The sequence below is a fragment of the Streptococcus sp. FSL E2-3488 genome, from assembly GCF_038003585.1.
GTDB lineage: Bacteria > Bacillota > Bacilli > Lactobacillales > Streptococcaceae > Streptococcus > Streptococcus thermophilus.
Genome location: NZ_JBBOPL010000001.1, coordinates 869,593 through 893,775 on the forward strand (window position 1 = coordinate 869,593; position 24,183 = coordinate 893,775).

Genomic DNA, 24,183 nt, shown 5'->3' on the forward strand with positions numbered 1-24,183 from the left:
ATGAATAAAAAATTATTTGCTTTTCTAGATTCACTAACCCAGATCTAAACATTTAAGTAGCTCATATACTATTTATATAATAGTAGAAAACTTTAAAAAATATAACTTAAGGATTGCGGAGCAGGTACTTATATTTGAAAATGAGTGGAGAGTTTGGGAAATAGCTAACCTGCTTAGACGCGTAGAGCTATGTCAGCTTCCTTATTTTCAATTACTTTCTAGTTGTTCTTTAACCTTTATAAATAATAGAAAGGATGGGTTAACCGTATTCAATGAACTGAATACGGGCGGAGAAGAGTGAAAAAGATAAACTGGATAGCATTGGTAATCTTCGTAAGTTTTTTATTTTTACTTCGTCTCTGTCGCCCTTTATAGATTAATTATGTCAATTCATATTTCTGCCAAACAAGGAGATATTGCTGATAAGATTCTTCTTCCTGGGGATCCTTTACGTGCAAAATTTATTGCCGAAAATTTCCTTGAAGATGCTGTGTGTTTCAACGAAGTACGTAACATGTTTGGTTACACAGGAACATACAAGGGTGAACGTATCTCAGTAATGGGGACTGGGATGGGGATGCCATCTATCTCTATCTATGCACGTGAGCTCATTGTTGACTACGGTGTCAAAAAATTAATTCGCGTAGGAACTGCCGGTTCTTTGAATGAGAATGTTCACGTTCGTGAGTTGGTTCTAGCACAAGCAGCAGCAACTAACTCTAATATTATTCGTAATGACTGGCCTCAATACGACTTTCCTCAAATTGCAAGTTTTAATCTCTTGGATAAGGCTTACCACATTGCTAAAGAACTTGGTATGACTACACATGTTGGTAATGTCTTGTCTTCTGACGTCTTCTATTCGAACTATGGTGAAAAGAACATCGAGCTTGGTAAATGGGGCGTGAAGGCTGTCGAAATGGAAGCAGCAGCACTTTACTACCTTGCAGCCCAACACCAAGTAGATGCTCTGGCTATTATGACTATTTCTGATAGTTTGGTAAATCCAGATGAGGACACAACAGCTGAGGAACGTCAAAATACTTTCACTGATATGATGAAAGTTGGTCTTGAAACACTAATTGCAGACTAGTTTGTAAAAGGACGCCATTTGGTCGTCCTTTTGTGTTGTAGCTAATATCTGTTCGAAGTGATAATAAGTTAAAATTTTTCAAACTACTAGAAAAAATAAAAATATTTGGAAGAAGAAGACTTTTAATAAATAGGTAAATATCTGACAATTTAAAGTTTAACTACTAAAAATGTGAAAGATAGTTCACAATATAATGGAAAATGATATAAATTAAATGATTGATATCATAATGAAAACGTTTTTTTGTTTTTTTTTTGAAAAAAATGACAATTGAAATGAAATTGTATTAATGTTACAATAATAATGGGGAATACTTAATTTTAATTTTTAGGAGCAATTTATATGAGTTCGCGTACGAATCGTAAGCAAAAACGTACGGGTAATAGATCATGGGGGATGGTCAACGTTGGATTGACCATTCTGTATGCTATTTTAGCATTGGTCTTATTATTCACCATGTTCAATTATAATTTCCTATCCTTTAGGTTTTTGAACATCATTATCACTATTGGTTTGTTGGTAGTTCTTGCTATTAGCATCTTCCTTCAGAAGACTAAGAAATCACCACTAGTGACAACGGTTGTATTGGTTATCTTCTCGCTAGTTTCTCTGGTTGGTATTTTTGGTTTTAAACAAATGATTGACATCACTAACCGTATGAATCAGACGGCAGCTTTTTCTGAAGTAGAAATGAGCATCGTGGTTCCTAAGGAAAGTGACATCAAAGATGTGAGCCAGCTTACTAGCGTACAGGCACCTACTAAGGTTGATAAGAACAATATCGAGACCTTGATGTCGGCTCTCAAAAAAGATAAAAAAGTTGATGTTAAAGTTGATGATGTTGCCTCATATCAAGAAGCTTATGATAATCTTAAGTCTGGCAAATCTAAAGCTATGGTCTTGAGTGGGTCTTATGCTAGCCTACTAGAGTCTGTCGATAGTAATTATGATTCAAATCTAAAAACAATCTATACTTATAAAATTAAAAAGAAGAATAACAATTCTGCAAAACAAGTAGATTCAAAAGTCTTCAATATTTATATTAGTGGTATTGATACCTACGGTTCAATTTCAACAGTGTCACGTTCAGATGTCAATATCATTATGACCGTTAACATGAACACACATAAGATTCTCTTGACGACTACTCCACGTGATGCATACGTTAAGATTCCTGGTGGTGGGGCAAACCAGTATGATAAATTAACCCACGCAGGTATTTATGGCGTTGAAACATCTGAACAAACTCTGGAAAATCTTTATGGTATTAAGATTGATTACTATGCCCGAATTAACTTCACATCTTTCCTTAAGTTGATTGACCAACTTGGTGGTGTGACAGTCCATAATGATCAAGCTTTCACAAGTCTTCATGGGAAGTTTGATTTCCCAGTTGGAGATATCCAAATGAATTCAGAGCAAGCACTTGGATTTGTTCGTGAACGCTATAGTTTAGATGGCGGAGATAATGACCGTGGTAAAAACCAGGAGAAAGTCATTTCTGCGATTGTAAACAAGTTGGCTTCTCTAAAGTCTGTATCAAACTTTACTTCAATCGTTAATAATCTCCAAGACTCTGTTCAGACAAATATTTCTTTGGATACCATTAATGCTTTGGCTAATACACAACTTGATTCAGGCTCTAAATTTACAGTAACGTCTCAAGCAGTAACTGGTACAGGTTCAACCGGACAATTGACCTCTTATGCGATGCCAAATTCTAGTCTTTACATGATGAAACTAGATAATTCGAGTGTGGCAAGTGCCTCTCAAGCTATCAAAAATCTGATGGAGGAAAAATAAGTGATTGACGTTCACTCACATATTGTTTTTGATGTTGATGATGGTCCTAAAACTTTAGAAGAAAGTTTAGACCTCATTGGTGAAAGTTACGCCCAGGGGGTACGTAAGATTGTTTCAACATCCCATCGTCGTAAGGGGATGTTTGAGACTCCAGAGGATAAAATTTTTGCCAACTTTTCTAAGGTAAAAGCAGAAGCAGAAGCACTTTATCCAGACTTAACTATTTATTATGGAGGTGAACTTTATTACACCTTAGACATTGTGGAGAAACTTGAAAAGAATCTCATTCCGCGCATGCACAACACTCAATTTGCTTTGATTGAGTTTAGTGCTCGCACATCTTGGAAAGAAATTCATAGTGGGCTTAGTAATGTTTTGAGAGCGGGGGTAACGCCTATTGTTGCTCATATTGAGCGCTATGATGCCCTCGAAGAAAATGCTGACCGTGTTCGAGAAATCATCAACATGGGGTGCTATACTCAAGTTAATAGCTCTCATGTTCTAAAACCAAAGCTCTTTGGAGATAAAGATAAAGTAAGAAAAAAACGTGTTCGTTATTTTTTGGAGAAAAATTTGGTTCATATGGTTGCTAGCGACATGCATAATCTTGGGCCGAGACCACCATTTATGAAAGATGCTTATGAAATTGTTAAAAAGAACTACGGCCCCAAACGTGCTAAGAATCTTTTTATTGAAAATCCCAAAACATTACTAGAAAATCAATATTTATAGGAGATATTATGAATCAAGATAACACTAAAAGTGTTGAAATCGACGTACTAGCATTGCTACATAAACTTTGGACGAAGAAGCTTTTGATTCTTTTCACAGCCTTTTATGTTGCTGCTTTCAGTTTCTTAGTTACTTATTTCTTTATCCAACCAACATATACATCAACAACGCGTATCTATGTTGTTAATCAGGCAACAGATAATAATAATCTTTCTGCTCAAGATTTGCAAGCTGGTACCTATTTGGTAAATGACTATAAAGAGATTATTACATCAAATGATGTATTATCAGAAGTTATTAAAGATGAAAAATTGAATTTGAGTGAGGCAGAACTGTCTAAAATGGTTTCAGTTAATATTCCTACTGATACTCGTCTTATTTCAATTTCTGTTAATGCTAAAACTGGTCAAGATGCGCAAACACTTGCTAATAAGGTTCGTGAAGTTGCTTCAAAAAAAATCAAGAAGGTGACAAAAGTTGAAGATGTCACAATGCTCGAAGAAGCTAAATTGCCAGAGTCACCATCTTCACCAAATATCAAACTTAATGTGCTTCTTGGGGCAGTGCTTGGAGGATTCCTTGCAGTGGTTGGTGTATTGGTACGTGAAATCCTAGATGATCGTGTTCGCCGTCCAGAAGATGTGGAAGATGCCCTTGGAATGACACTTCTTGGAATTGTCCCTGATACAGATAAAATTTAAGGAGAAGAAATGCCTTTATTAAAGTTAGTTAAATCAAAAGTAGACTTTGCTAAAAAGACGGAAGAGTATTATAACGCTATTCGCACAAATATTCAATTTTCTGGTGCTCAGATTAAAGTGATTGCGATTAGCTCTGTTGAAGCTGGTGAAGGAAAATCAACGACATCTGTTAACTTGGCGATTTCATTTGCTAGTGTTGGGCTCCGAACACTTCTCATTGATGCGGATACGCGTAACTCTGTTTTGTCAGGTACATTTAAATCAAATGAGCCTTATAAAGGTCTTTCAAATTTCCTTTCAGGAAATGCCGATCTAAATGAAACGATTTGCCAAACTGATATTTCTGGTTTAGATGTTATTTCATCTGGTCCTGTACCACCTAATCCAACAAGTCTTTTGCAAAATGACAATTTTAGACATTTGATGGAAGTTGCTCGTAGTCGTTATGATTATGTTATCATTGATACACCACCAATTGGTCTGGTCATTGATGCTGGTATTATTGCCCATCAGGCTGATGCTAGTCTTTTGGTTACAGCAGCTGGAAAAATTAAACGTCGTTTCGTAACTAAGGCGGTCGAACAATTGAAACAAAGTGGTTCTCAGTTCTTAGGTGTCGTCCTTAATAAAGTTGACATGACAGTTGATAAATATGGATCATATGGTTCTTACGGATCATATGGTGAGTACGGGAAAAAAACAGACCAAAAAGAAGGTCATTCAAGAGCACATCGTCGTAGAAAAGGATAGCATTAATGGGGATGATGCGGCTCCTTATACCTTAATAGATTAAAAAGGGGTTTAGAGTGAAAGAAAAACAAGAAATTCGTCGCATTGAAATTGGTATTATACAGTTGGTTGTGGTTGTTTTCGCAGCCATGGTAGCTAGTAAAATACCATATACAGAAATTACCCAAGGAAGCATCGTCTTTTTAGGTGTCGTTCATGTAGTTTCCTACTATATTAGTAGTTATTATGAAAATCTAAAATATCGGGGCTACTTGGATGAACTCATTGCTACAATCAAATATTGTTTCATATTTGCTCTAATTGCAACTTTCCTCTCGTTTTTTGCAGATGGAAGTTTTTCTATCTCACGTCGCGGACTTCTTTATGTTACTCTGATTTCAGGTGTTCTCTTATACGTTACAAATACTGTTCTTAAGTATTTCCGCTCTTCTATCTATACACGTCGTAAAAGTAACAAGAATATTCTTTTGATTTCTGATCAAGCGCGTCTTGAAAATGTCTTATCTCGTATGAAAGACAATATGGATGGTAGGATTACAGCAGTTTGTGTCTTGGATAATCCTTATTTCACTGATCCATTTATCAAGAGTGTTAAACCTGAAAATTTGATTGAATATGCGACACACTCAGTAGTAGACCAAGTTTTGATTAATCTGCCAAGTGAGCAGTACAAGATTTGGGATTACGCATCACCTTTTGAAGTTATGGGGATTCCAGTATCCATTAATTTGAATGCCCTTGAATTTATGAGTAAGGGTGAAAAACGTATCCAACAATTGGGTCCTTTCAAAGTTGTTACGTTTTCAACGCATTTTTATAGCTATGGAGATATCTTGGCGAAACGTTTCCTCGATATCTGTGGAGCCCTAGTTGGTTTGGTGCTCTGTGGGATTGTTGGAATCTTCCTTTATCCACTTATTCGTAAGGATGGTGGGCCAGCCGTTTTTGCTCAAGACCGTGTGGGAGAAAATGGACGTATCTTCAAGTTTTATAAATTCCGTTCTATGTGTGTTGATGCGGAAGAAATCAAGAAGAATTTGATGGCACAGAATCAAATGTCTGGTGGTATGTTTAAGATGGACAATGATCCACGTATTACCAAAATTGGACATTTCATTCGTAAAACGAGTCTTGATGAACTTCCACAATTTTGGAATGTTCTAAAAGGTGATATGAGCTTGGTAGGAACACGTCCACCAACATTGGATGAGTACGAATCTTATACACCGGAACAAAAACGTCGCCTCAGCTTTAAACCAGGTATTACTGGTCTTTGGCAAGTAAGCGGTCGAAGTGAAATTACTGATTTTGATGAAGTTGTAAAACTAGACGTTGCTTATTTGGACGGATGGACAATCTGGCGCGATATTAAAATCTTATTGAAAACAATTAAAGTAGTAGTAATGAAGGATGGAGCAAAGTGATGGCTTTCTCCATTTCTTTTAATGGTGATTAAATGACAAAAACAGTTTATATCGTTGGTTCAAAAGGGATTCCTGCAAAATATGGTGGATTTGAGACCTTTGTTGAGAAGTTGACAGAGTTCCAATAAGACAAAGATATCCAATATTATGTAGCTTGTATGCGTGAAAACTCTGCAAAATCAGGAATTAGAGCAGATACTTTATCAACTGCACTGTGCGTAGATACAAATATCTATTCCTTATGACTGCTGAACAACAGAAGAATACATTAGTCATTACCACCACTGAGAGATTGCGATTAATGGAGGGGCTCTTTGAGTCAGATCAACTTCCTATCAAATATTTGGCAGGTATAGTAGTCATCGGAGATGGTGAAGTGGCGTTTCCAGAGGGAGTCCCAATAATTCCTTTTGATGATGCGATTGACTTTGCGACTCATGAAGTTGTCGACCATGTGTTTATCAACTTACCGAGTGAACATTACGATCTCAAACATCTTGTTTCCGATTTTGAAGTCATGGGTATTGATGTGAGTGTAGATATTAACTTATTTGATTTCAGGGCTTTAAAAAATAAAAAAATCAAAGAAGTTGGAGACCATAGTATCGTGACTTTTAACTCCAATTACTACAAACATAGCCATATCTTTCTAAAGCGCATGTTGGATATCTTTGGGGCTGTGATTGGTCTTCTAATTTGTGGTCTGGTCGGGATTGTCTTAGCTCCTATCATTCGGAAAGATGGAGGAACCTGCTATTTTCGTTCAGAAACGAGTAGGGAAAAACGGTCGTATCTTTAATTTTTATAAATTCCGTTCTATGTATATAGATGCAGAAAAACGGAAAAAAGAACTTATGGCTCAAAACCAGATGCAGGGTGGTATGTTTAAAATGGATAATGACCCACGGATTACACCAATTGGTCAGTTTATCCGAAAAACAAGTCTGGATGAATTGCCACAGTTTTATAATGTACTAGTTGGTGATATGAGCTTGGTAGGTATTCGTCCACCGACAGTGGATGAATTTGAAAAGTATACACCAAGTCAAAAACGTCGCCTCAGCTTCAAACCAGGAATTACAGGACTGTGGCAGGTAAGTGGGCGTAGCAATATTACCAACTTTGATGAGGTTAAAACTCGATATTGAATATATCGATAACTGGTCGATTTGGTCGGATATCAAGATATTGTTGAAGACTATCGTCGTGGTTTTAAAAAAAGAGGGAAGTAAGTAGATTATATTATGAAAGTTTGTTTAGTAGGTTCTTCTGGTGGGCATTTGGCACACTTGAATATGCTTAAACCTTTTTGGAGTGAACAGGACCGCTTTTGGGTTACCTTTGATAAAGAAGATGCAAGAAGTATTTTAAAAGATGAGCAGTTTTATCCGTGCTATTTTCCTACTAACAGAAATTTTAAAAATTTAGTAAAGAATACTTTTTTAGCACTTAAAATTTTAAAAAAAGAAAGACCTGACGTTATTATTTCATCAGGAGCAGCGGTAGCAGTTCCATTTTTTTACCTAGGTAAACTATTTGGAGCGAAAACGGTTTATATAGAAGTATTTGATAGAATAGATAAACCGACAGTAACTGGGAAATTGGTTTATCCAGTGACAGATAAATTTATTGTTCAGTGGGAGGAGATGAAAACTGTCTATCCCAAAGCTATTAATCTGGGGAGTATTTTTTAATGATTTTTGTTACAGTGGGAACCCACGAACAGCCCTTTAATAGGCTTATTAAGGAAGTTGATCGTTTAAAAAAAGAAGGTATTATTACAGATGAGGTTTTTATTCAGACAGGTTTTTCAACTTATGAGCCTCAATACTGTGACTGGAAAAATATTATTTCTTATTCTGAAATGGAAGATTACATGAATCGTGCAGATATTATTATCACGCATGGTGGTCCAGCGACATTCATGGGAGCAATTGCTAAAGGAAAAAAACCGATTGTTGTTCCAAGACAGGAAAAGTTTGGAGAGCATGTAAATAATCATCAGCTTGAGTTTGCTGAACAGGTTTCTGAACGATTTGGAAGTATCGTTGTCGTAGAAGAAATTAATGAATTGCAAAATTATTTTAATTTAGATTTAATTGTAGATGAAAGTTTCAATTCGAACAACCTAAGATTTAATAGTCAATTAAAACAAGAAATAGAAAGTTTGGTTAGATGAATGATTCCTAAAAAGATTCATTATTGTTGGTTTGGTGGAAATCCGTTACCCGAAACTGTTCAAAGATGTATAAACTCATGGAGGAAATTTTGCCCTGATTATGAAATAATAGAGTGGAACGAATCAAATTATAACATTCATAAAATTCCATTTATCGCTGAGGCTTACGATGCGAAAAAATATGCCTTTGTGTCTGATTATGCTCGCCTAGACATTATTTATAACGAAGGTGGGATATACCTTGATACAGACGTGGAATTGATACGGTCATTAGATACTTTATTAAGTAATAATTCTTTTATGGGCATGGAGTTTGCTGGACAAGTTGCTACGGGATTGGGCTTTGGTGCTGAAAAACATCATAAGTTTATCAAAAAAAATATGGAAATTTATGAAAATCTTAAATTTGATGCCCAGCATATCGTGACCTGTGTAGAAATTACGACGTCGTTGTTAAAAAAATACGGACTAACAAGTAAAAATATTATTCAGGATGTAGCTGGATTAACAATCTATCCAACAGAATATTTTTGTCCTTATAATATGGAGACAAGGAAAACTTTAATTACTGATAACACATATTCAATTCACCATTATGATGCTACCTGGTATGGTACTGGAATTAACGCAAAAATGAAGAAAATTTTTTTACCTATAAAAATTAAGATACGTATTTTTATTGATATGGTTTTAGGAGAAGGGACTTATGAGAAGCTTAAACAATATTTCAAAAAATAAATCTTCCATGGTATTCAATTATGAAGATATATATTGTTGTTTTGTTTTCATTGTTATCTATCTAAAATCTATTTTTTCTTCTTTTGCAGATCAAATCTATAATATTTTTTTGATTTTATTTGTTTTATTCATTTTTTTAAAATTATTGAATCAAAAATATACCCTTACTCAACTATTCTTTTTATTAGTGTTGGGAAGCCTTTCAATATTAAATGCTTTGATTTCTAAGGATTTCTCATTGTTAGTAGCCTTGTTATTCTTTTTTGGTATGAAAGATATTAATGTAGATAGAGTATTATCTACTGTATTGATTGCTAAGATTTCTTCTTTTTTATATGTTCTTCTTTCCTACATATTACATTTTAGGAGTGCTTCAGTAATTTTATTCAATAGGACATCTGAGGTAGTTTCTAGGTATAGTTTTGGATTTGGTTCACCAAATACATTTCATGCGAGTTTTTCTTTTATTCTCTTTTTAATTATTTGTAAGTACTATGATCGTATCAAAGGAATACATATTATTGGTATGTTACTTTCTAATGAGTTTATTTATTTTTTTTCTCAATCAAGAACTGGGCGATATAGTGTCTTACTTGTGTTAATATGCCTTTTTGTGATGAAATCTACCAGAAAAATAGGAGTATATTTTTTGAACACGGTTCCTTATTTGCCAACAATAATATTTTTATTTACTGTAGCATTATCATCAATTTTAAAAGGGACAAAAGTTTATGATGTATTGAATACCATGCTATCTGGGAGGCTGTTTTATAATAGCGCAATACTGGAACACGTGCCTTCACTTCTGGGTGATAATATAATGAAGTATAAATATGTTACCAGTGAAGGTTATGTATATGAAATGATACATGATAATAGCTATATGGCAACATTTGCGTTGTCAGGTGTGATATTTATGTCTTTGTTACTTTGGTATTATTATATTGTTTCTAGAGAATTGCTAATAAATAAAAGGTACAACTTGTTATTTTTATTTATTTCAATAGCAGTTTATGCATTCATGGAAGATTATATAAGATATATTTATTTTGATTTTCTGTTTTTTGTTTGTGGCTCTTTCTTCTATAATCAATTAACTTTAGAGAGGAATACGGAATAATGCTATATATTGTCACTCCAACATATAATAGAGCTAAAGAACTATGTATTTTGTATAAAACTTTGAAATCGCAAACATGTTTGGATTTCAAATGGTTGGTAGTAGATGACGGCTCAACAGACGAAACGCCACTTTTGATTGCTAAATTTCAAGAAGATAGCTGTGTTGCAATTGATTATCTCAAAAAAGATAATGGGGGTAAACATACCGCTTATAATTTGGCATTGGATTATATGTCTAAAATTGATTGTCATATAGTAGTTGATAGTGATGATTGGCTTGCGATGGATGCTGTCGAGCAAATCTTACAAGACTTAGAAAAGACTTCAAATAAAGAAATAGGGATTGTTTATCCAAGATACGGTAGGAATTCTAGTCCTCAGTGGCTTTCTGATAACGTTAAATATGTTTCAATTCCTGATATAAAGTTGAAATACGGGCTTTCAATCGAGACTGCAATTGTTATTAAAAATTTATTCATTGGTCAATTGAGACTTCCTTCATTTGAGGGGGAGAAGTTTTTGTCTGAAGAAATTTTTTATATTATGCTATCGGAGTTTGGAAAATTTCTTCCTCTTAATAGAAGAATATATTTTTTTGAATATCTAGAACATGGTCTAACTAATAATCTTTTTCATCTGTGGAAGAAGAACCCCAAGAGCACTTATTTATTGTTTAAAGAGAGAAAAAAATATATCCTGCAAAATTTATCAGGTTTTAACCGAATTGTTGAATTGTTTAAAGTGTCCTTGAATGAACAAGCATTATCGCTAGCAACATCAAAGAATGAAAATATTCCCCAAGAGCTATCTATTGGGGAACGTATGCTAAAACCATTGGCATATTTATTTTATTTAAAAAGGTATAAATAGGAATAAGTATCATAGTGAGGAGATATTGTGGATAATGAGTTAATCAGTATTATTGTTCCTGTATACAATGTTGAAAAATACATTGCTAAGTGTTTGGACTCTTTAGTTAACCAAACATATTTAAATATAGAAATACTTCTAATTGATGATGGATCTACAGACAAATCATTATCGATATGTAAGAAGTATGCTGCAGTTGATTCTCGAATTAAGCTTTTTTCTAAAGAGAATGGCGGCGTTTCTAGCGCTCGAAATCTAGGTCTTCTACATGTTCAAGGAGAGTACGTTGTGTTTGTAGATTCAGATGACTTTGTATCTCCAAAATATTGTGAACATTTATATCAACTTACTATAAGTACTAAGTCAGAGTTAGCTTCTGTAAGTCGTTATAATATTTTGAATGAAGAAGTGGTAAAGATATCCGATTTATCTTTTAATCAAATAACATCAGACGAAGCCTTAAGAAAATTTTTTTTAGGTGAGGGAATAAATTGTTATCTTTTTTCAAAAATATTTAAATATGAAACAATAAAAGGACTCCAATTTGATGAAAGTTTAGAATCAGCAGAGGATGTTTTGTTTATTTATCAAACTCTTAAGAACATAAACTTTGCATCTATGGATGGTACGGTTGCAGATTATTTTTATATTATCAGAGAAGGATCTTTAACAAATAAAAGACTGACTTCATCAAGAATTGATAGTTCCATTAGAGTTGCGGAATATATTACTAGAGATTGCAACAGCAACAAAAAATTGAAAATGTTAAGTGAAATTAATGAAATATCATTAAAGGGTGAGGTTCTTGAGTGGATTTCATTAAATAGTGAACTTAGAATTGAGTTTGAAGAATATTATAATATCATATTGAGAGAAGTTAGAAAGTTTAAATTGTTCCATAAAGTTCAATATCTAACTTTAAAAAAATTTATTAGGCTTATATTATTAAAAGTTAGTCCTAGATTAGTTACAATCTTAAAAAATAAATAGGCATCCCGGAAGGAGTTTTCATGGATTTTAATAGTAGTCTTTACATGATGAAACTAGATAATTCGAGTGTGGAAAGTGCCTCTCAAGCTATCAAAAAATTGATGGAGGAAAAATAAGTGATTGACGTTCACTCACATATTGTTTTTGATGTTGATGATGGTTCTAAAACTTTAGAAGAAAGTTTAGACCTCATTGGTGAGAGTTACGCCCAGGGGGTACGTAAGATTGTTTCAACATCCCATCGTCGTAAGGGAATGTTTGAGACTCCAGAGGATAAAATTTTTGCCAACTTTAAAAAAGTAAAAGCAGAAGCAGAAGCACTTTATCCAGACTTAACTATTTATTATGGTGGTGAACTTTATTACACCTCAGACATTGTGGAGAAACTTGAAAAGAATCTCATTCCGCGCATGCACAACACTCAATTTGCTTTGATTGAGTTTAGTGCTCGCACATCTTGGAAAGAAATTCATAGTGGGCTTAGTAATGTTTTGAGAGCGGGGGTAACACGTATTGTTGCTCATATTGAGCGCTATGATGCCCTCGAAGAAAATGCTGACCGTGTTCGAGAAATCATCAATTACGACACTAGGAATTGCAAGTAAAAATGGGAGAGTAGAATGAAAGTTTTAAAAAATTACGCCTACAATCTTTCCTATCAATTACTGGTCATTGTTTTACCAATCATTACGACACCTTATGTTACTAGGATTTTTAGTTCTAAGGATTTAGGTACTTATGGTTACTTTAATTCGATTGTGACCTACTTTATTCTTTTGGCGACTTTAGGTGTTGCTAACTATGGTACTAAAGAGATTTCAGGACATCGAAAGGATATTCGTAAAAATTTCTGGGGTATTTATACCCTCCAATTGATTGCGACTATTTTGTCTCTTGTCTTGTATACATCATTATGTTTGTTCTTTACTGGTATGCAAAATATGGTGGCTTATATCTTAGGATTAAGCTTGATATCGAAAGGAATGGATATTTCTTGGTTATTCCAAGGTTTGGAGGATTTTCGTCGTATTACCGCAAGGAATACAACGGTAAAGGTTTTAGGAGTTATTTCTATCTTCCTATTTGTGAAAACACCTGGTGATTTGTATCTCTATGTTTTCCTATTGACCTTCTTTGAATTGCTTGGGCAATTAAGTATGTGGTTACCAGCGAGACCTTACATTGGAGAACCACAATTTGATTTATCCTATGCTAAGAAACATCTTAAACCTGTTATTCTGCTGTTTCTCCCTCAGGTTGCCATTTCACTATACGTGACTTTGGATCGTACAATGTTGGGTGCCTTGTCATCGACAAATGATGTAGGGATTTATGATCAGGCTTTGAAAATAATTAATATTTTGTTGACGTTGGTGACTTCATTGGGAAGTGTAATGCTTCCAAGGGTATCTGGTCTTTTGTCTAGTGGAGACTATAAGGCCGTTAACAAGATGCATGAGTTGTCTTTCTTGATTTATAATCTTGTGATTTTCCCGATAATAGCAGGTCTCTTGATTGTTAATAAGGATTTTGTGAGTTTCTTCCTAGGGAAAGATTTCCAAGAGGCTTATCTTGCCATTGCTATTATGGTCTTTAGGATGTTCTTTATCGGTTGGACAAATATTATGGGAATCCAGATTTTGATTCCACACAATAAACATCGTGAGTTTATGCTCTCTACGACTATTCCGGCTGTTGTCAGTGTTGGACTTAATCTCTTGTTAATTCCTCCATTTGGCTTTGTTGGGGCCTCAATTGTATCAGTTTTAACAGAGGCTTTGGTATGGGTTATCCAAGTGAATTTTTCAAGGAGATTCATCAAAGATGTGTCAATCCTTCCAGCCATGTCAAAAATTATCCTAGCATCAGTTATCATGTATCTTGGACTCTTTGTCTTTAAGATGTTTGTTCAATTTAAACCAATGCTTAATGTAGCAGTAGATGGTCTTGTCGGTGCTATCATTTATACTGCCTCGATTATTATCTTACGTGTCGTTGATATGAAAGACTTGAAGCAACAGTTAATGAAAAACTAAGGAGAAAAATATGTACGATTATCTTATCGTTGGTGCTGGTTTGTCCGGAGCAATCTTCGCACATGAAGCTACAAAACGTGGCAAAAAAGTAAAAGTGATTGACAAGCGTGATCATATTGGCGGCAATATCTACTGTGAAGATGTTGAAGGTATTAACGTTCACAAGTATGGTGCTCACATTTTCCATACCTCAAATAAAAAAGTTTGGGATTATGTCAACCAATTTGCTGAATTTAATAACTATATCAACTCACCAATTGCTAACTACAAGGGCAGTCTTTATAACCTTCCATTTAACATGAATACATTTTATGCTATGTGGGGCACTAAGACTCCTCAAGAAGTTAAGGACAAGATTGCTGAGCAAACGGCTGATATGAAAGATATTGAGCCTAAAAACTTGGAAGAACAAGCTATCAAGTTGATTGGACCAGATATCTACGAAAAGTTGATCAAGGGATACACTGAAAAACAATGGGGACGTTCTGCCACAGACCTGCCTCCTTTCATCATCAAGCGTCTTCCGGTTCGTCTGACTTTTGATAACAACTACTTTAATGACCGTTACCAAGGAATTCCGATCGGTGGTTACAATGTCATCATTGAAAATATGCTTGGAGATGTTGAAGTAGAACTTGGAGTTGACTTCTTTGCCAATCGTGAAGAGCTTGAAGCTTCAGCTGAAAAAGTTGTCTTTACAGGAATGATTGACCAGTACTTTGATTATAAACATGGTGAGTTGGAGTATCGCAGTCTTCGTTTTGAACACGAAGTCTTGGATGAAGAAAATCATCAAGGAAATGCCGTGGTCAATTACACAGAGCGTGAGATTCCTTATACTCGTATCATTGAGCACAAGCACTTCGAGTATGGTACACAACCTAAGACAGTTATCACACGTGAATACCCAGCTGATTGGAAACGTGGAGATGAACCATACTACCCAATCAATGATGAAAAGAACAATGCCATGTTTGCTAAGTACCAAGAAGAAGCTGAGAAAAATGACAAGGTTATCTTTTGTGGACGTCTTGCAGATTATAAATACTACGACATGCACGTGGTCATTGAGCGTGCTCTAGAAGTCGTTGAGAAAGAATTTACTATATGACACAAGAAAAAAATTGATATCGTTGTTCTTTGGGTAGATGGAAGTGCCCCAGAGTTTATCCGTGAGAAACAAGCAGTTACTGAGAATGTTTCTGATTTGAACCAAGAAATTGATGGTGAGCAACGTTATCGTGATTATGATGTTTTTAATTACTGGTTCCGAATGATTGAAAAGAATGCTCCTTGGGTAAATAATGTCTATTTGATTACCAATGGGCAAAAGCCAGACTGGTTGAATTTGGAACATCCAAAACTCAAATTGGTAACTCATAGGGAATTTATGCCCAAAGAATACCTACCGACCTATAATTCAGCAGCTATTGAGCTTAATCTTCATCATATTGAAGGGTTGTCGGAGAACTACTTGTATTTCAATGATGATACGTACTTGATTAGAGACAGTCAACCTTCAGATTTTTATAAAAATGGTCAGCCTAAGCTTTTAGCTGTTTATGATGCCTTAGTTCCTTGGCCACCATTTACGAATACTTATCACAATAATGTTGAATTAATTTATCGCCATTTTCCTAATAAGAAGGCTTTGAAGTCTTCGCCATGGAAATTCTTTAATTTCCGTTATGGTTCCTTGGTTTTGAAAAACTTGTTACTCTTGCCTTGGGGTCCTACGAGATACGTGAACCAGCATTTACCTGTTCCGATGAAGAAGAGTACCTTGGCACATTTATGGGAAATTGAAGGTGAAACTTTAGATAAAACATCGCGAAATCCAATTAGAGACTATGGAGTAGATGTTAATCAATACATCTGTCAGCATTGGCAAATTGAAAGTAACCAGTTTTACCCTATGTCTAAAAGTTTCGGAGAGACAATCGGTTTGAATCAGGTGGATAAGCTGGAATCTATCTTTAAAGATAGACGTAAAAAACTACTTTGTGTGAATGATGATGTTGACTTTAAAGAGGAGAATATCATTCGTTTAAAGGAAATCTTGAATGAATACTATCCTGAAAAATCAGCTTTTGAAAAATGAGAAATAAGAGATGAAATACTATTTAAAAGAAGAATTTTTACACGATAACGATGTTAAAAATGCCGGTAATAAGGCTCGTAATGATGTTGAAGAAATTGTAAAGAGAGAAGGTTATCAATCCTTGGTTCTTTCAGTTGATAATTGGTACGAGATGGGTACACTTAAAAAACAGCTTCATAAATCTAAGGCTATTGGTCAGGCCTTGAATCAACTAAAGCAAGGTGATGAGTTACTTATTCAGTTCCCAATGCTTCATCATAGTTTTTTCACAACACATCATGTAAAGAAAGCACAGACAAAAGGCGTAAAAGTTAATTTTATTATCCACGATTTAGAAGCTCTTCGTTATATCAATGTTGAGAATCTCCCTTTGAAGGATAAGATTAACATTCAAATTCAAGAATCGGGTCTTCTTGGTGCAGCTGATGGTATCATTGCCCACAATCCAATTATGAAATCTGTATTGGTAGATAAAGGGATTGCGGCAGATAAGATTGTTAGCCTTGGAATTTTCGACTATTTGATTCCAAATTTCCAAGAGAAGACTGGTTTCACGAAGAATCAGCCAATTATTGTAGCTGGTAACTTGGCACAAGAAAAAGCTGGTTATCTTTACTCTCTTCCTGCAGAACCTGCTTATAACCTTTATGGTGTCGGCTTCGACGAAAGCAGAGCTCTTGAGAATGAGAACTACTTTGGTTCCTTCCTACCTGATGAGCTTCCTGCAGCTCTTGAGGGTGGTTTTGGGCTTGTCTGGGATGGCGACAGTGCTGAGACATGTAGTGGTGTTTTCGGCGAGTACCTTCGCTATAACAACTCTCACAAGGCGTCACTTTACTTGGCCTCAGGGTTCCCGCTTGTCGTTTGGAAACAGTCAGCCTTATCTCATTTTGTGCTTGAGAACGGCTGTGGAATTGCAGTAGATTCTCTTCAGGATTTGAAGGCTACCATTGACAATCTTTCAGATACTGATTACCAAGATTTGGTTGAAAATACCAAGCGTGTCGGTAAAGGTATTCGTGATGGTCACTATCTACTTACTGCATTGAACAATTTAAAATAAGGGCTCTTTGTCAACTGTAGTGGGTGACGAAAAGCTAACATCTAGAGAGGACCGGATAGGTTTTCTCTTTTTGTATGTTCAGAGTGATGAAGACACGCTTCCTAAAGTTGATGAAGTTTCTAAAACCAAAGCCCAACCGTTTGATGTCTTTAATCAACTTGTTAGTCGCTTCGAGTTTTGCGTTTGAATAGTCTGTTTCTAGCACATTCTTGATGGATTTCTTGTGTCTAAGAAAAGTCCTAAAGACCGTTTGAAAGTAGTGGTTGACCTTGCTTATGTTCTCCTCTATTAACTCAAAGAACTAATCTACTCTCTTCTCCTGAAAGTGAAAAAGTAAAAGCTGATAAAGTTTGTAGGCATTAGCGATCTCTTCTGAAAATACCAATGTCTTCTCAATGATTTCATGTGGTACTAAAGTTTGTCTGAAGGTCTTTGAATAGAAGGAGTTGAGAGATAGCTTACGACTGTCCTTTTGAAAAAGTCGCCAGTGATTTTTTAAATCTCAATAAGGTAGTGAATTCTTATTAAACTGGTTCATAATGGAAATTCTTGTCTTTAAAAAGGCACGTCCAAGGTGCTGGATAATGTGAAATCGATCAGGAACGATTTTGGTGTTAGGAAAGAGTTTGCGAGCCAGTGGAATATAAGCTCCAGACATATCCATCGTGATAAACTGTACCTGTTGTCGGACTTTCAATGGATACTTCAAAAAGTAGTTTCGTATAGTGGTTTGGCGGCGATTATCAAGGATGATTATGAGTTCGTTTGTCTTATAATTCTGCGCCACAAAAGCCAATTCCCCTTTCTTGAACCCAAACTCATCCCAGGACATAACGGCAAGGAGTTTGTCATAATGTTCCTTGAAAGTAAACTGATCAAGCTTACGATAGACAGTGGACGTCGACACGCGAAGTCTTCTTGCAATATCAGTTAGTGACACCTTCTCAGTTAGGAGTTGTGTAACTTTTTGTCGGACTAGTTTGGAGATTTAGCAGTTTTTCTCAACGATAGATGTCTCAGCTACCGTGACACTTCTACAACTTTTACACTGGAAACGACGTTTTTTCAGACGTAGTAGAGTTGGCGTTCCCGCTTGCTCGAGAAGAGGGATTTTAGAAGGCTTTTGAAAGTCGTACTTGATCATCTTTCCTTGGCAGTGAGGACATGATGGTGCAGGGTAATCAAGTTTTGCTTGAATCTCGATATGAGTGTCAGTTTCAAAAATAAGTGAAATCTTGATATTTTGGTCTTTAATTCCGATTAATTCTGTGGTATTCTTAATAGGTCTCATAAGTTCTTCCTAATGATGGTTTGGTTGCTTTTCATTATAGTTCTTATGGGATTTTTTGTCTGCATTCAAAAAGCTCTATAATCTCTATGGTGGTTTTACCCACTACAGAAATTATAGAGCCAATATATCTCCTATCTATTTTTATGCTACTTTTGGGTTAGCTCAACTCAACCGCCTTTTAATCTCCCAACAACAATAATACCCAATCAAACAACCCAAAAAATTCAAGATAATATCACTAATGGCAAATGTGCCCAAATAAAAGATAAATTGAATGGTTTCAATTCCTAAAAGTGTGACCAAACTGATAATGACAAACTGTTTGAAATTAGTATTGATACAGTAAAGGCCACCTAAAGGAATGAAGTAGATAATATTTAGCACTGCCTCTTGAATCGTTCTGGTATCCGCTTTTATAAAGTCAAAAGGATTCAGTGATATCGCCCGAAAATCCGTTGTTTTAGTAAAAAGCACCATGAATAACAGTAATAAATACACACTGAAAGCAAGATAGAGATAAATAACTGAAAAATGTTTGAGGTGATACTGGATGCCAAACAACCAGATAATCAGCGTTAATAAGAGTATTAAAGTTAATGCGGTATAGTCAAAGTGGTTAATCAACCTAGTCAGGCTTTGATAGCGAGTGAGAACGGGCATAATCAGCCAAGTAATCGTCGCATAACTCAGGATAAATGTGACCAATAAACTGCTGAGGTAGATCATATATTTTCGCAACTGTTTTTAACTCCTTTTTCTTGATGAGATTAACCCTATTTTAACATATTTTAAAACTTTCATGTTTTTATGAATTTAAAATAAAGTTCAATAAATTTTTTGAAAATTTTGGAAAAAGGCGTATAATAAAATCATGAACGTATGACTCAGGCAAGATATCAAGGAGGATATCAGATGACATGGTTCTGTTGCGAAGTTTGAAAATCAAACGTGCCCTCTCTAAACTTCAAATATCTTAGGCTGGTATTCCCATTAATACCTTGATTTCAGTAGACACCGAAAAGTCAAAGAGCGTTCCATTTCTTCGGTTCTTTTTATATCTTCCTCGAAGGGTCTCCATGCCCTTAATCGTGGAAGAGGCTGTACGGAGACTTTTGACCGCCTGCATTTTGTAGCCGAAAATGGTGGTCAGGTGGTTAGCTATGGCAAGCTTCTGTGTCAGGAGTTTATGGCATCAAATGATGTTGAAAAATTACTAAGATATTTTAATTATGATTTGTTAGATAAACCGACTATATTTAATGGTGCTAAATCTGCTTATATGCTATCAGGAACGAAACTACATTTTGGTAAAGAGATGATAATAGAAGAAGAGCAAGCCGCTATGGAAGCATCCATTCACCGTTTGAATAGGTTGGAGGATTTAGATGATGATTTCATAAAGATCACCATGTTGCTGAGTCCTGAAGAGGCTAATCAGGTTTCGCAAGCCTTTAATCGTGATTTTGATGGTAATCTTGTCGCTGTTCCAAGCGGTTTTGGTGCTATTGACTTCATTCAAAAAGGCATGCACAAGGCTTGGGGGCTTAAGCATCTTCTTAACCATTGGGACTTGAATGAGGCAAATGTTATGGCTTTTGGTGATGGTGACAATGATATTGAGCTCCTGCGTAAGACTAGTCATTCTTATGCGATGGAAAATGCCAGCCCTGCTCTTTTGCAAGTGTCAGACCAAGTAGCACCGCATCATAAGGATCAAGGTGTCTTGACTATTTTAGAAGATTATTTAGGTTTATATTAAAAAAGGGTGGTAAAGTAATGAAATTATATTAATGTGACATGGTGAGACATTATTTAATACACTCAATCGGATTCAAGGTTGGTGTGATTCCCCTTTGACTGAAAAAGGTCAGGACCAATCTCGGCAGGTGCGTGCTTATTTTGAAAAACATGATATGACTTTTGATCAGTATTACTGCACGACTACTGAAAGGGCTTCTGATACCATTGAACTGGCCACTGGACAGACTGATTATCAACGTGTTAAGGGGCTTAAAGAAATGCACTTCGGTATTTTTGAGGGTCAACCGGAGTATCTTCATTCCAAGACATCTGTTGCGGGGCATTTTGGGGAGCACTATGCCCAGTTTGGTGGGGAAAGTCAAGATCAGTTTGTAGAACGAGTGGTTGCGAGTGCTAAGGAAATCGTTGAAAGGCATCCTGAACAATCTATTTTGGCTGTTAGTCACGCAGGAGCTTTGATGACTTTTCTCCATGCTGTAGATCCGGAGCGTGCCTTTCAGTCTTGTCCAGGCAATTGCGCTATCTTAGTCTTTGATTACGATGGATCGAACTTTCACTTTGTCAAACTGATTGATCCTTTAACGGATCAAGAGTTCGTGGAGTTTTAGTGTCTTTCTATGATCAAAGATAGTAATAAATCCTTTCTTAGTGTATAATGGAAGTGTATTTTAAATTTTGGAGTGCCTATGAAGTTTACAAAGAATCAGTTCATTTGGTTGGTTGTGCTGTTTTTCAGCTGTTTCTTGATATATACCTATTGGGAAACAGTTGTTTCGATTTGTAACAAGATATTTGTTGCCAGTCAGCCCTTCTTATTTGGAGCGGGAATTGCCTTTGTGGTCAATATCCTAATGTCTTTTTACGAAAAAATACTGATCAAGTTTATACCATTTGGTTTTATCACTAAAATTAAACGTCCCGTTTCCCTGCTCTTGGCTTTTGCAACTATCGGATTGATCTTTACTTGGGTAGTATTCACTGTCCTTCCTGATTTGATTGATAGTATCAACACCTTGATTAGTCAAGACCGCTCAGCTATTAATAATTTGATTAATTGGTTGCTTAAGAATAAATCTTTGCAGAAGATCATTCAAGACCTGGGTGGTGTGACACAGGTTAGAGAGCTAATCAATAGCTACAGCGCACAGTTGCTTCAACAAATTATGAATGGCTTGACGAATTTCTTGACTTCTTTGACTAGCCTACCATCAACTTTGATTAATCTTTTTATCAGTATTGTCTTTTCTTGCTATGTCTTGGTTGGGAAGGAGAAACTTGGTAGTCAGGTTAATCGCTTAGTCGATGTTTATTTGGGTCGTTATGGTAAGACTTTCCACTATGTGGTTGCAATTCTCAATAATCGTTTCCGCAATTTCTTTGTCTATCAGTCGATTGAAGCCTGCATTTTGGGAACCTTATGTTATATTGGGATGCGTATCTTTAATTTCCCTTACGCTGCGACCATTTCTATTCTGATTGGCTTTTCAGCAATGATACCAGTTTTGGGTGCCTATATTGGTGTTACTATTGGTACCATTTTGATTATGACTCATTCCGTGACCTTGGCACTTTTATTTGTCGCCTACGTGGTTATTTTGCAACAGTTTGAAGGGAATCTCATCTATCCTTATGTAGTTGGTGGTTCTACCGGACTTCCAGTCGTTTGGGTTATCTTGGCTATTACCATAGGGTCTGCCTTAGGGGGAATCCTGGGTATGCTGGTTTCCGTTCCAGTAGCCGCAACCCTTTATCAGATTGTTAAGGATAATGTGGTTACACGAGAAAAAGCCAAAGCAGTTGCTTCTTTAGAAAATAGTGATTAATTCAAACAGACTTCGGTCTGTTTTTTCGTGTTATAGTATCGGATTTCAATAATATAGTATAAGTGTAATCGATTTCTAAGTGTCATACTATGAGTAACTTGAACAATGAAAGTAGAAAAAGATGACTTATACATTTCCGAAAGAATTTCTTTGGGGTGGAGCAACAGCTGCCAACCAGTTCGAAGGTGCTTATAACTTAGATGGCAGAGGCTTGTCTGTGCAAGATGTGACTCCCAAAGGTGGTGTCCCTTTTGAAGCCTTTGACTACTGAAGAACCAACACCAGATAATCTAAAGCTTGAAGGTATAGATTTCTATCACCGCTATAAAGAGGATATTGCGCTATTTGCAGAGCTGGGCTTCAATTCGCATGTCGATTGCTTGGTCTCGTATTTTCCCGAACGGTGATGATGCTGAGCCAAATGAAGCAGGGTAGTCTTCTACAATAAGGTTTTTAACGAATTGGCTAAGTATAATATCGAACCTCTGGTCACCTTGTCTCACTATGAAATGCCCCTAAACTTGGCACGTGAGTACAACGGATGGACTAATCGTAAAATAATTGGATTTTATGAGAATTATGTTCGTACAATCTTTAAACGCTATAAAGATAAGGTCAAATATTGGTTGACCTTTAATGAAGTGAACTCTGTTCTACATGCACCGTTTATGTTAGGTGGTATTGCAACTCCTATGGAAGGGCTATCTAAACAAGAACTCTACCAAGCTGTTCACCACGAGTTGGTCGGTTCAGCTTCAATAACTAAGATTGGCCATGAAATTAAGCCTGAGTTTAAAATCGGTTGTATGGTTCTTGCCATGCCTGCGTACGGGATGACAGCTACTCCATTGGATCAGTTGGCAGTTCCTGAGTTTGAAAATCAAAACTATCTCTTCTCTGATATTCATGCACGTGGAAAATATCCGAACTATATTAAATATTACTTCAAAGATAATGGTATTGAAATACAATTTTCCCCTGGCGACGATGAAATCTTAAAGAATACCGTTAATTTTATTTCATTCTCTTATGCTATGTCTGAAGCAACAGCACACAACCCAGAAGACTATAAGGTTGTTAAAGGCAACATCTTAGGTGGTGTCGAAAATCCATACCTTGAGAAATCTGAATGGGGCTGGGCTATTGATCCAATTGGACTTCGTTTGGTTTTAGATGACTTTTATGATAGTTATCAATTGCCATTGTTTATTGTCGAAAATGGTCCTGATGGTCCGACAGTTGAGGATGATTATCGTATGATTACCTTCAAAAACACTTGATTCAAGTTGGTGAAGCTCTTCAAGATGGAGTAGAACTTTTGGGCTACACGACTTGGGGACCAATTGATTTGGTTTCAGCCTCGACTGCAGAACTTAGTAAACGTTAAGGTTTCATCTACGTTGATCGAAATGATGATGGTAGTGGTAGCTTGGCACGTTATTAGAAAAATTCATTTGCTTGGTATAAGTCTGTTATCTAAAGTAATGGTGCCGCCCTTTGTAAATAGAAAATTGTGATGAATCCCGCACATGCTCGCAACTCATATTTAGTATTTAAATACAATATTTATTAATAAATATTCCAACTATTTGAATAAAGTTATAGTATTGTGATACTATAACTTTTAAGAGGATTAATTCACTATAACTTACACATTTTTTTGAAAAAGTGGTAGAATAAAAGTGTGAAAACGTTCTTATATTTTC

19 protein-coding genes and 7 pseudogenes are annotated in these 24,183 nt (G+C 35.8%); 23 read left to right on the forward strand and 3 right to left on the reverse strand.

Features of this window, described 5'->3' with window-relative positions; genetic code table 11:
* Window positions 1–382: 382 nt before the first annotated feature.
* The 19 genes and pseudogenes from deoD to MHH90_RS04685 all read left to right on the forward strand — a co-directional run bounded on the left by deoD (window position 383) and on the right by MHH90_RS04685 (window position 17,602).
* Window positions 383–1,093 carry a purine-nucleoside phosphorylase gene (deoD, locus tag MHH90_RS04595; protein WP_340725801.1) on the forward strand — a complete coding sequence of 237 codons (711 nt, stop codon included), beginning with the start codon at window positions 383–385 and terminating at the stop codon, window positions 1,091–1,093.
* A gap of 342 nt (window positions 1,094–1,435) precedes the next feature.
* Window positions 1,436–2,896 (forward strand): LCP family glycopolymer transferase CpsA, encoded by a 1,461-nt coding sequence (gene cpsA, locus MHH90_RS04600; protein ID WP_014621641.1) that lies wholly within the window; start codon window positions 1,436–1,438, stop codon window positions 2,894–2,896.
* Complete coding sequence (cps4B, locus tag MHH90_RS04605; RefSeq protein WP_100273473.1) at window positions 2,897–3,628, forward strand: capsular polysaccharide biosynthesis protein Cps4B; 732 nt, start codon at window positions 2,897–2,899, stop codon at window positions 3,626–3,628. It begins immediately after the preceding gene.
* Window positions 3,629–3,636: 8 nt separating this feature from the next.
* The gene (locus MHH90_RS04610; RefSeq protein WP_232992660.1) at window positions 3,637–4,329 is read left to right on the forward strand and encodes a capsular polysaccharide biosynthesis protein; all 693 of its coding nucleotides are present in this window, start codon (window positions 3,637–3,639) and stop codon (window positions 4,327–4,329) included.
* A 9-nt stretch (window positions 4,330–4,338) separates the two neighbouring features.
* Window positions 4,339–5,079 (forward strand): tyrosine-protein kinase, encoded by a 741-nt coding sequence (locus MHH90_RS04615; protein WP_232992659.1) that lies wholly within the window; start codon window positions 4,339–4,341, stop codon window positions 5,077–5,079.
* Window positions 5,080–5,135: 56 nt separating this feature from the next.
* Complete coding sequence (locus tag MHH90_RS04620; protein ID WP_300979491.1) at window positions 5,136–6,503, forward strand: sugar transferase; 1,368 nt, start codon at window positions 5,136–5,138, stop codon at window positions 6,501–6,503.
* Window positions 6,504–6,535: 32 nt separating this feature from the next.
* Window positions 6,536–6,703: pseudogene (locus MHH90_RS04625) on the forward strand (DUF1972 domain-containing protein); the annotation flags it as partial.
* Between the two features lie 221 nt (window positions 6,704–6,924).
* Window positions 6,925–7,739: pseudogene (locus MHH90_RS04630) on the forward strand (sugar transferase); the annotation flags it as partial.
* A gap of 8 nt (window positions 7,740–7,747) precedes the next feature.
* On the forward strand, window positions 7,748–8,197 hold the full coding sequence (gene pssD, locus MHH90_RS04635; RefSeq protein ID WP_220018424.1) for a PssD/Cps14F family polysaccharide biosynthesis glycosyltransferase: 450 nt from the start codon (window positions 7,748–7,750) through the stop codon (window positions 8,195–8,197).
* Complete coding sequence (locus tag MHH90_RS04640) at window positions 8,197–8,682, forward strand: glycosyltransferase (RefSeq protein ID WP_340725803.1); 486 nt, start codon at window positions 8,197–8,199, stop codon at window positions 8,680–8,682. Before pssD ends, MHH90_RS04640 begins: the two co-directional genes overlap by 1 nt.
* Window positions 8,683–9,420 (forward strand): glycosyltransferase family 32 protein, encoded by a 738-nt coding sequence (locus tag MHH90_RS04645; protein ID WP_115266070.1) that lies wholly within the window; start codon window positions 8,683–8,685, stop codon window positions 9,418–9,420.
* Complete coding sequence (locus tag MHH90_RS04650; protein WP_220018422.1) at window positions 9,389–10,540, forward strand: hypothetical protein; 1,152 nt, start codon at window positions 9,389–9,391, stop codon at window positions 10,538–10,540. The genes MHH90_RS04645 and MHH90_RS04650 overlap by 32 nt, the downstream gene beginning before the upstream one ends.
* Entirely contained in the window at window positions 10,540–11,412 is an 873-nt protein-coding gene (locus tag MHH90_RS04655; protein WP_340725804.1) for a glycosyltransferase family A protein, read from the forward strand. Before MHH90_RS04650 ends, MHH90_RS04655 begins: the two co-directional genes overlap by 1 nt.
* Window positions 11,413–11,439: 27 nt before the next feature.
* Window positions 11,440–12,402 (forward strand): glycosyltransferase family 2 protein, encoded by a 963-nt coding sequence (locus MHH90_RS04660; RefSeq protein WP_157795595.1) that lies wholly within the window; start codon window positions 11,440–11,442, stop codon window positions 12,400–12,402.
* A 116-nt stretch (window positions 12,403–12,518) separates the two neighbouring features.
* Window positions 12,519–12,983: pseudogene (locus MHH90_RS04665) on the forward strand (CpsB/CapC family capsule biosynthesis tyrosine phosphatase); the annotation flags it as partial.
* Between the two features lie 39 nt (window positions 12,984–13,022).
* The gene (locus MHH90_RS04670; protein ID WP_232992655.1) at window positions 13,023–14,438 is read left to right on the forward strand and encodes a flippase; all 1,416 of its coding nucleotides are present in this window, start codon (window positions 13,023–13,025) and stop codon (window positions 14,436–14,438) included.
* Between the two features lie 10 nt (window positions 14,439–14,448).
* Entirely contained in the window at window positions 14,449–15,549 is a 1,101-nt protein-coding gene (gene glf / locus MHH90_RS04675) for a UDP-galactopyranose mutase (protein WP_300979492.1), read from the forward strand.
* A 12-nt stretch (window positions 15,550–15,561) separates the two neighbouring features.
* Entirely contained in the window at window positions 15,562–16,539 is a 978-nt protein-coding gene (locus MHH90_RS04680; protein ID WP_093528275.1) for a Stealth CR1 domain-containing protein, read from the forward strand.
* Window positions 16,540–16,549: 10 nt separating this feature from the next.
* On the forward strand, window positions 16,550–17,602 hold the full coding sequence (locus MHH90_RS04685; RefSeq protein WP_220018420.1) for a galactofuranosyltransferase: 1,053 nt from the start codon (window positions 16,550–16,552) through the stop codon (window positions 17,600–17,602).
* Window positions 17,603–17,643: 41 nt separating this feature from the next.
* Here the strand turns inward: MHH90_RS04685 and MHH90_RS04690 are convergent.
* The 3 genes and pseudogenes from MHH90_RS04690 to MHH90_RS04700 form a co-directional block, all read right to left on the reverse strand.
* Window positions 17,644–18,893 (reverse strand): annotated as a pseudogene (locus MHH90_RS04690) (ISL3 family transposase).
* A 162-nt stretch (window positions 18,894–19,055) separates the two neighbouring features.
* A complete protein-coding gene (locus MHH90_RS04695) occupies window positions 19,056–19,631 on the reverse strand; it encodes a VanZ family protein (protein ID WP_084830648.1) in 576 nt (191 codons plus the stop codon).
* Between the two features lie 235 nt (window positions 19,632–19,866).
* Window positions 19,867–20,007 (reverse strand): annotated as a pseudogene (locus tag MHH90_RS04700) (IS6 family transposase); the annotation flags it as partial.
* A gap of 6 nt (window positions 20,008–20,013) precedes the next feature.
* Here MHH90_RS04700 and MHH90_RS04705 point away from each other — a divergent pair.
* The 4 genes and pseudogenes from MHH90_RS04705 to MHH90_RS04720 all read left to right on the forward strand — a co-directional run bounded on the left by MHH90_RS04705 (window position 20,014) and on the right by MHH90_RS04720 (window position 23,921).
* On the forward strand, window positions 20,014–20,652 hold the full coding sequence (locus tag MHH90_RS04705; RefSeq protein WP_340725916.1) for an HAD hydrolase family protein: 639 nt from the start codon (window positions 20,014–20,016) through the stop codon (window positions 20,650–20,652).
* A gap of 37 nt (window positions 20,653–20,689) precedes the next feature.
* Window positions 20,690–21,262, forward strand: a pseudogene (locus MHH90_RS04710) (histidine phosphatase family protein); the annotation flags it as partial.
* Window positions 21,263–21,340: 78 nt separating this feature from the next.
* Window positions 21,341–22,477: an AI-2E family transporter gene (locus tag MHH90_RS04715; protein ID WP_011681160.1), complete on the forward strand. Its 1,137-nt coding sequence runs from the start codon at window positions 21,341–21,343 to the stop codon at window positions 22,475–22,477.
* A 121-nt stretch (window positions 22,478–22,598) separates the two neighbouring features.
* Window positions 22,599–23,921: pseudogene (locus MHH90_RS04720) on the forward strand (glycoside hydrolase family 1 protein).
* Window positions 23,922–24,183 lie beyond the last annotated feature (262 nt).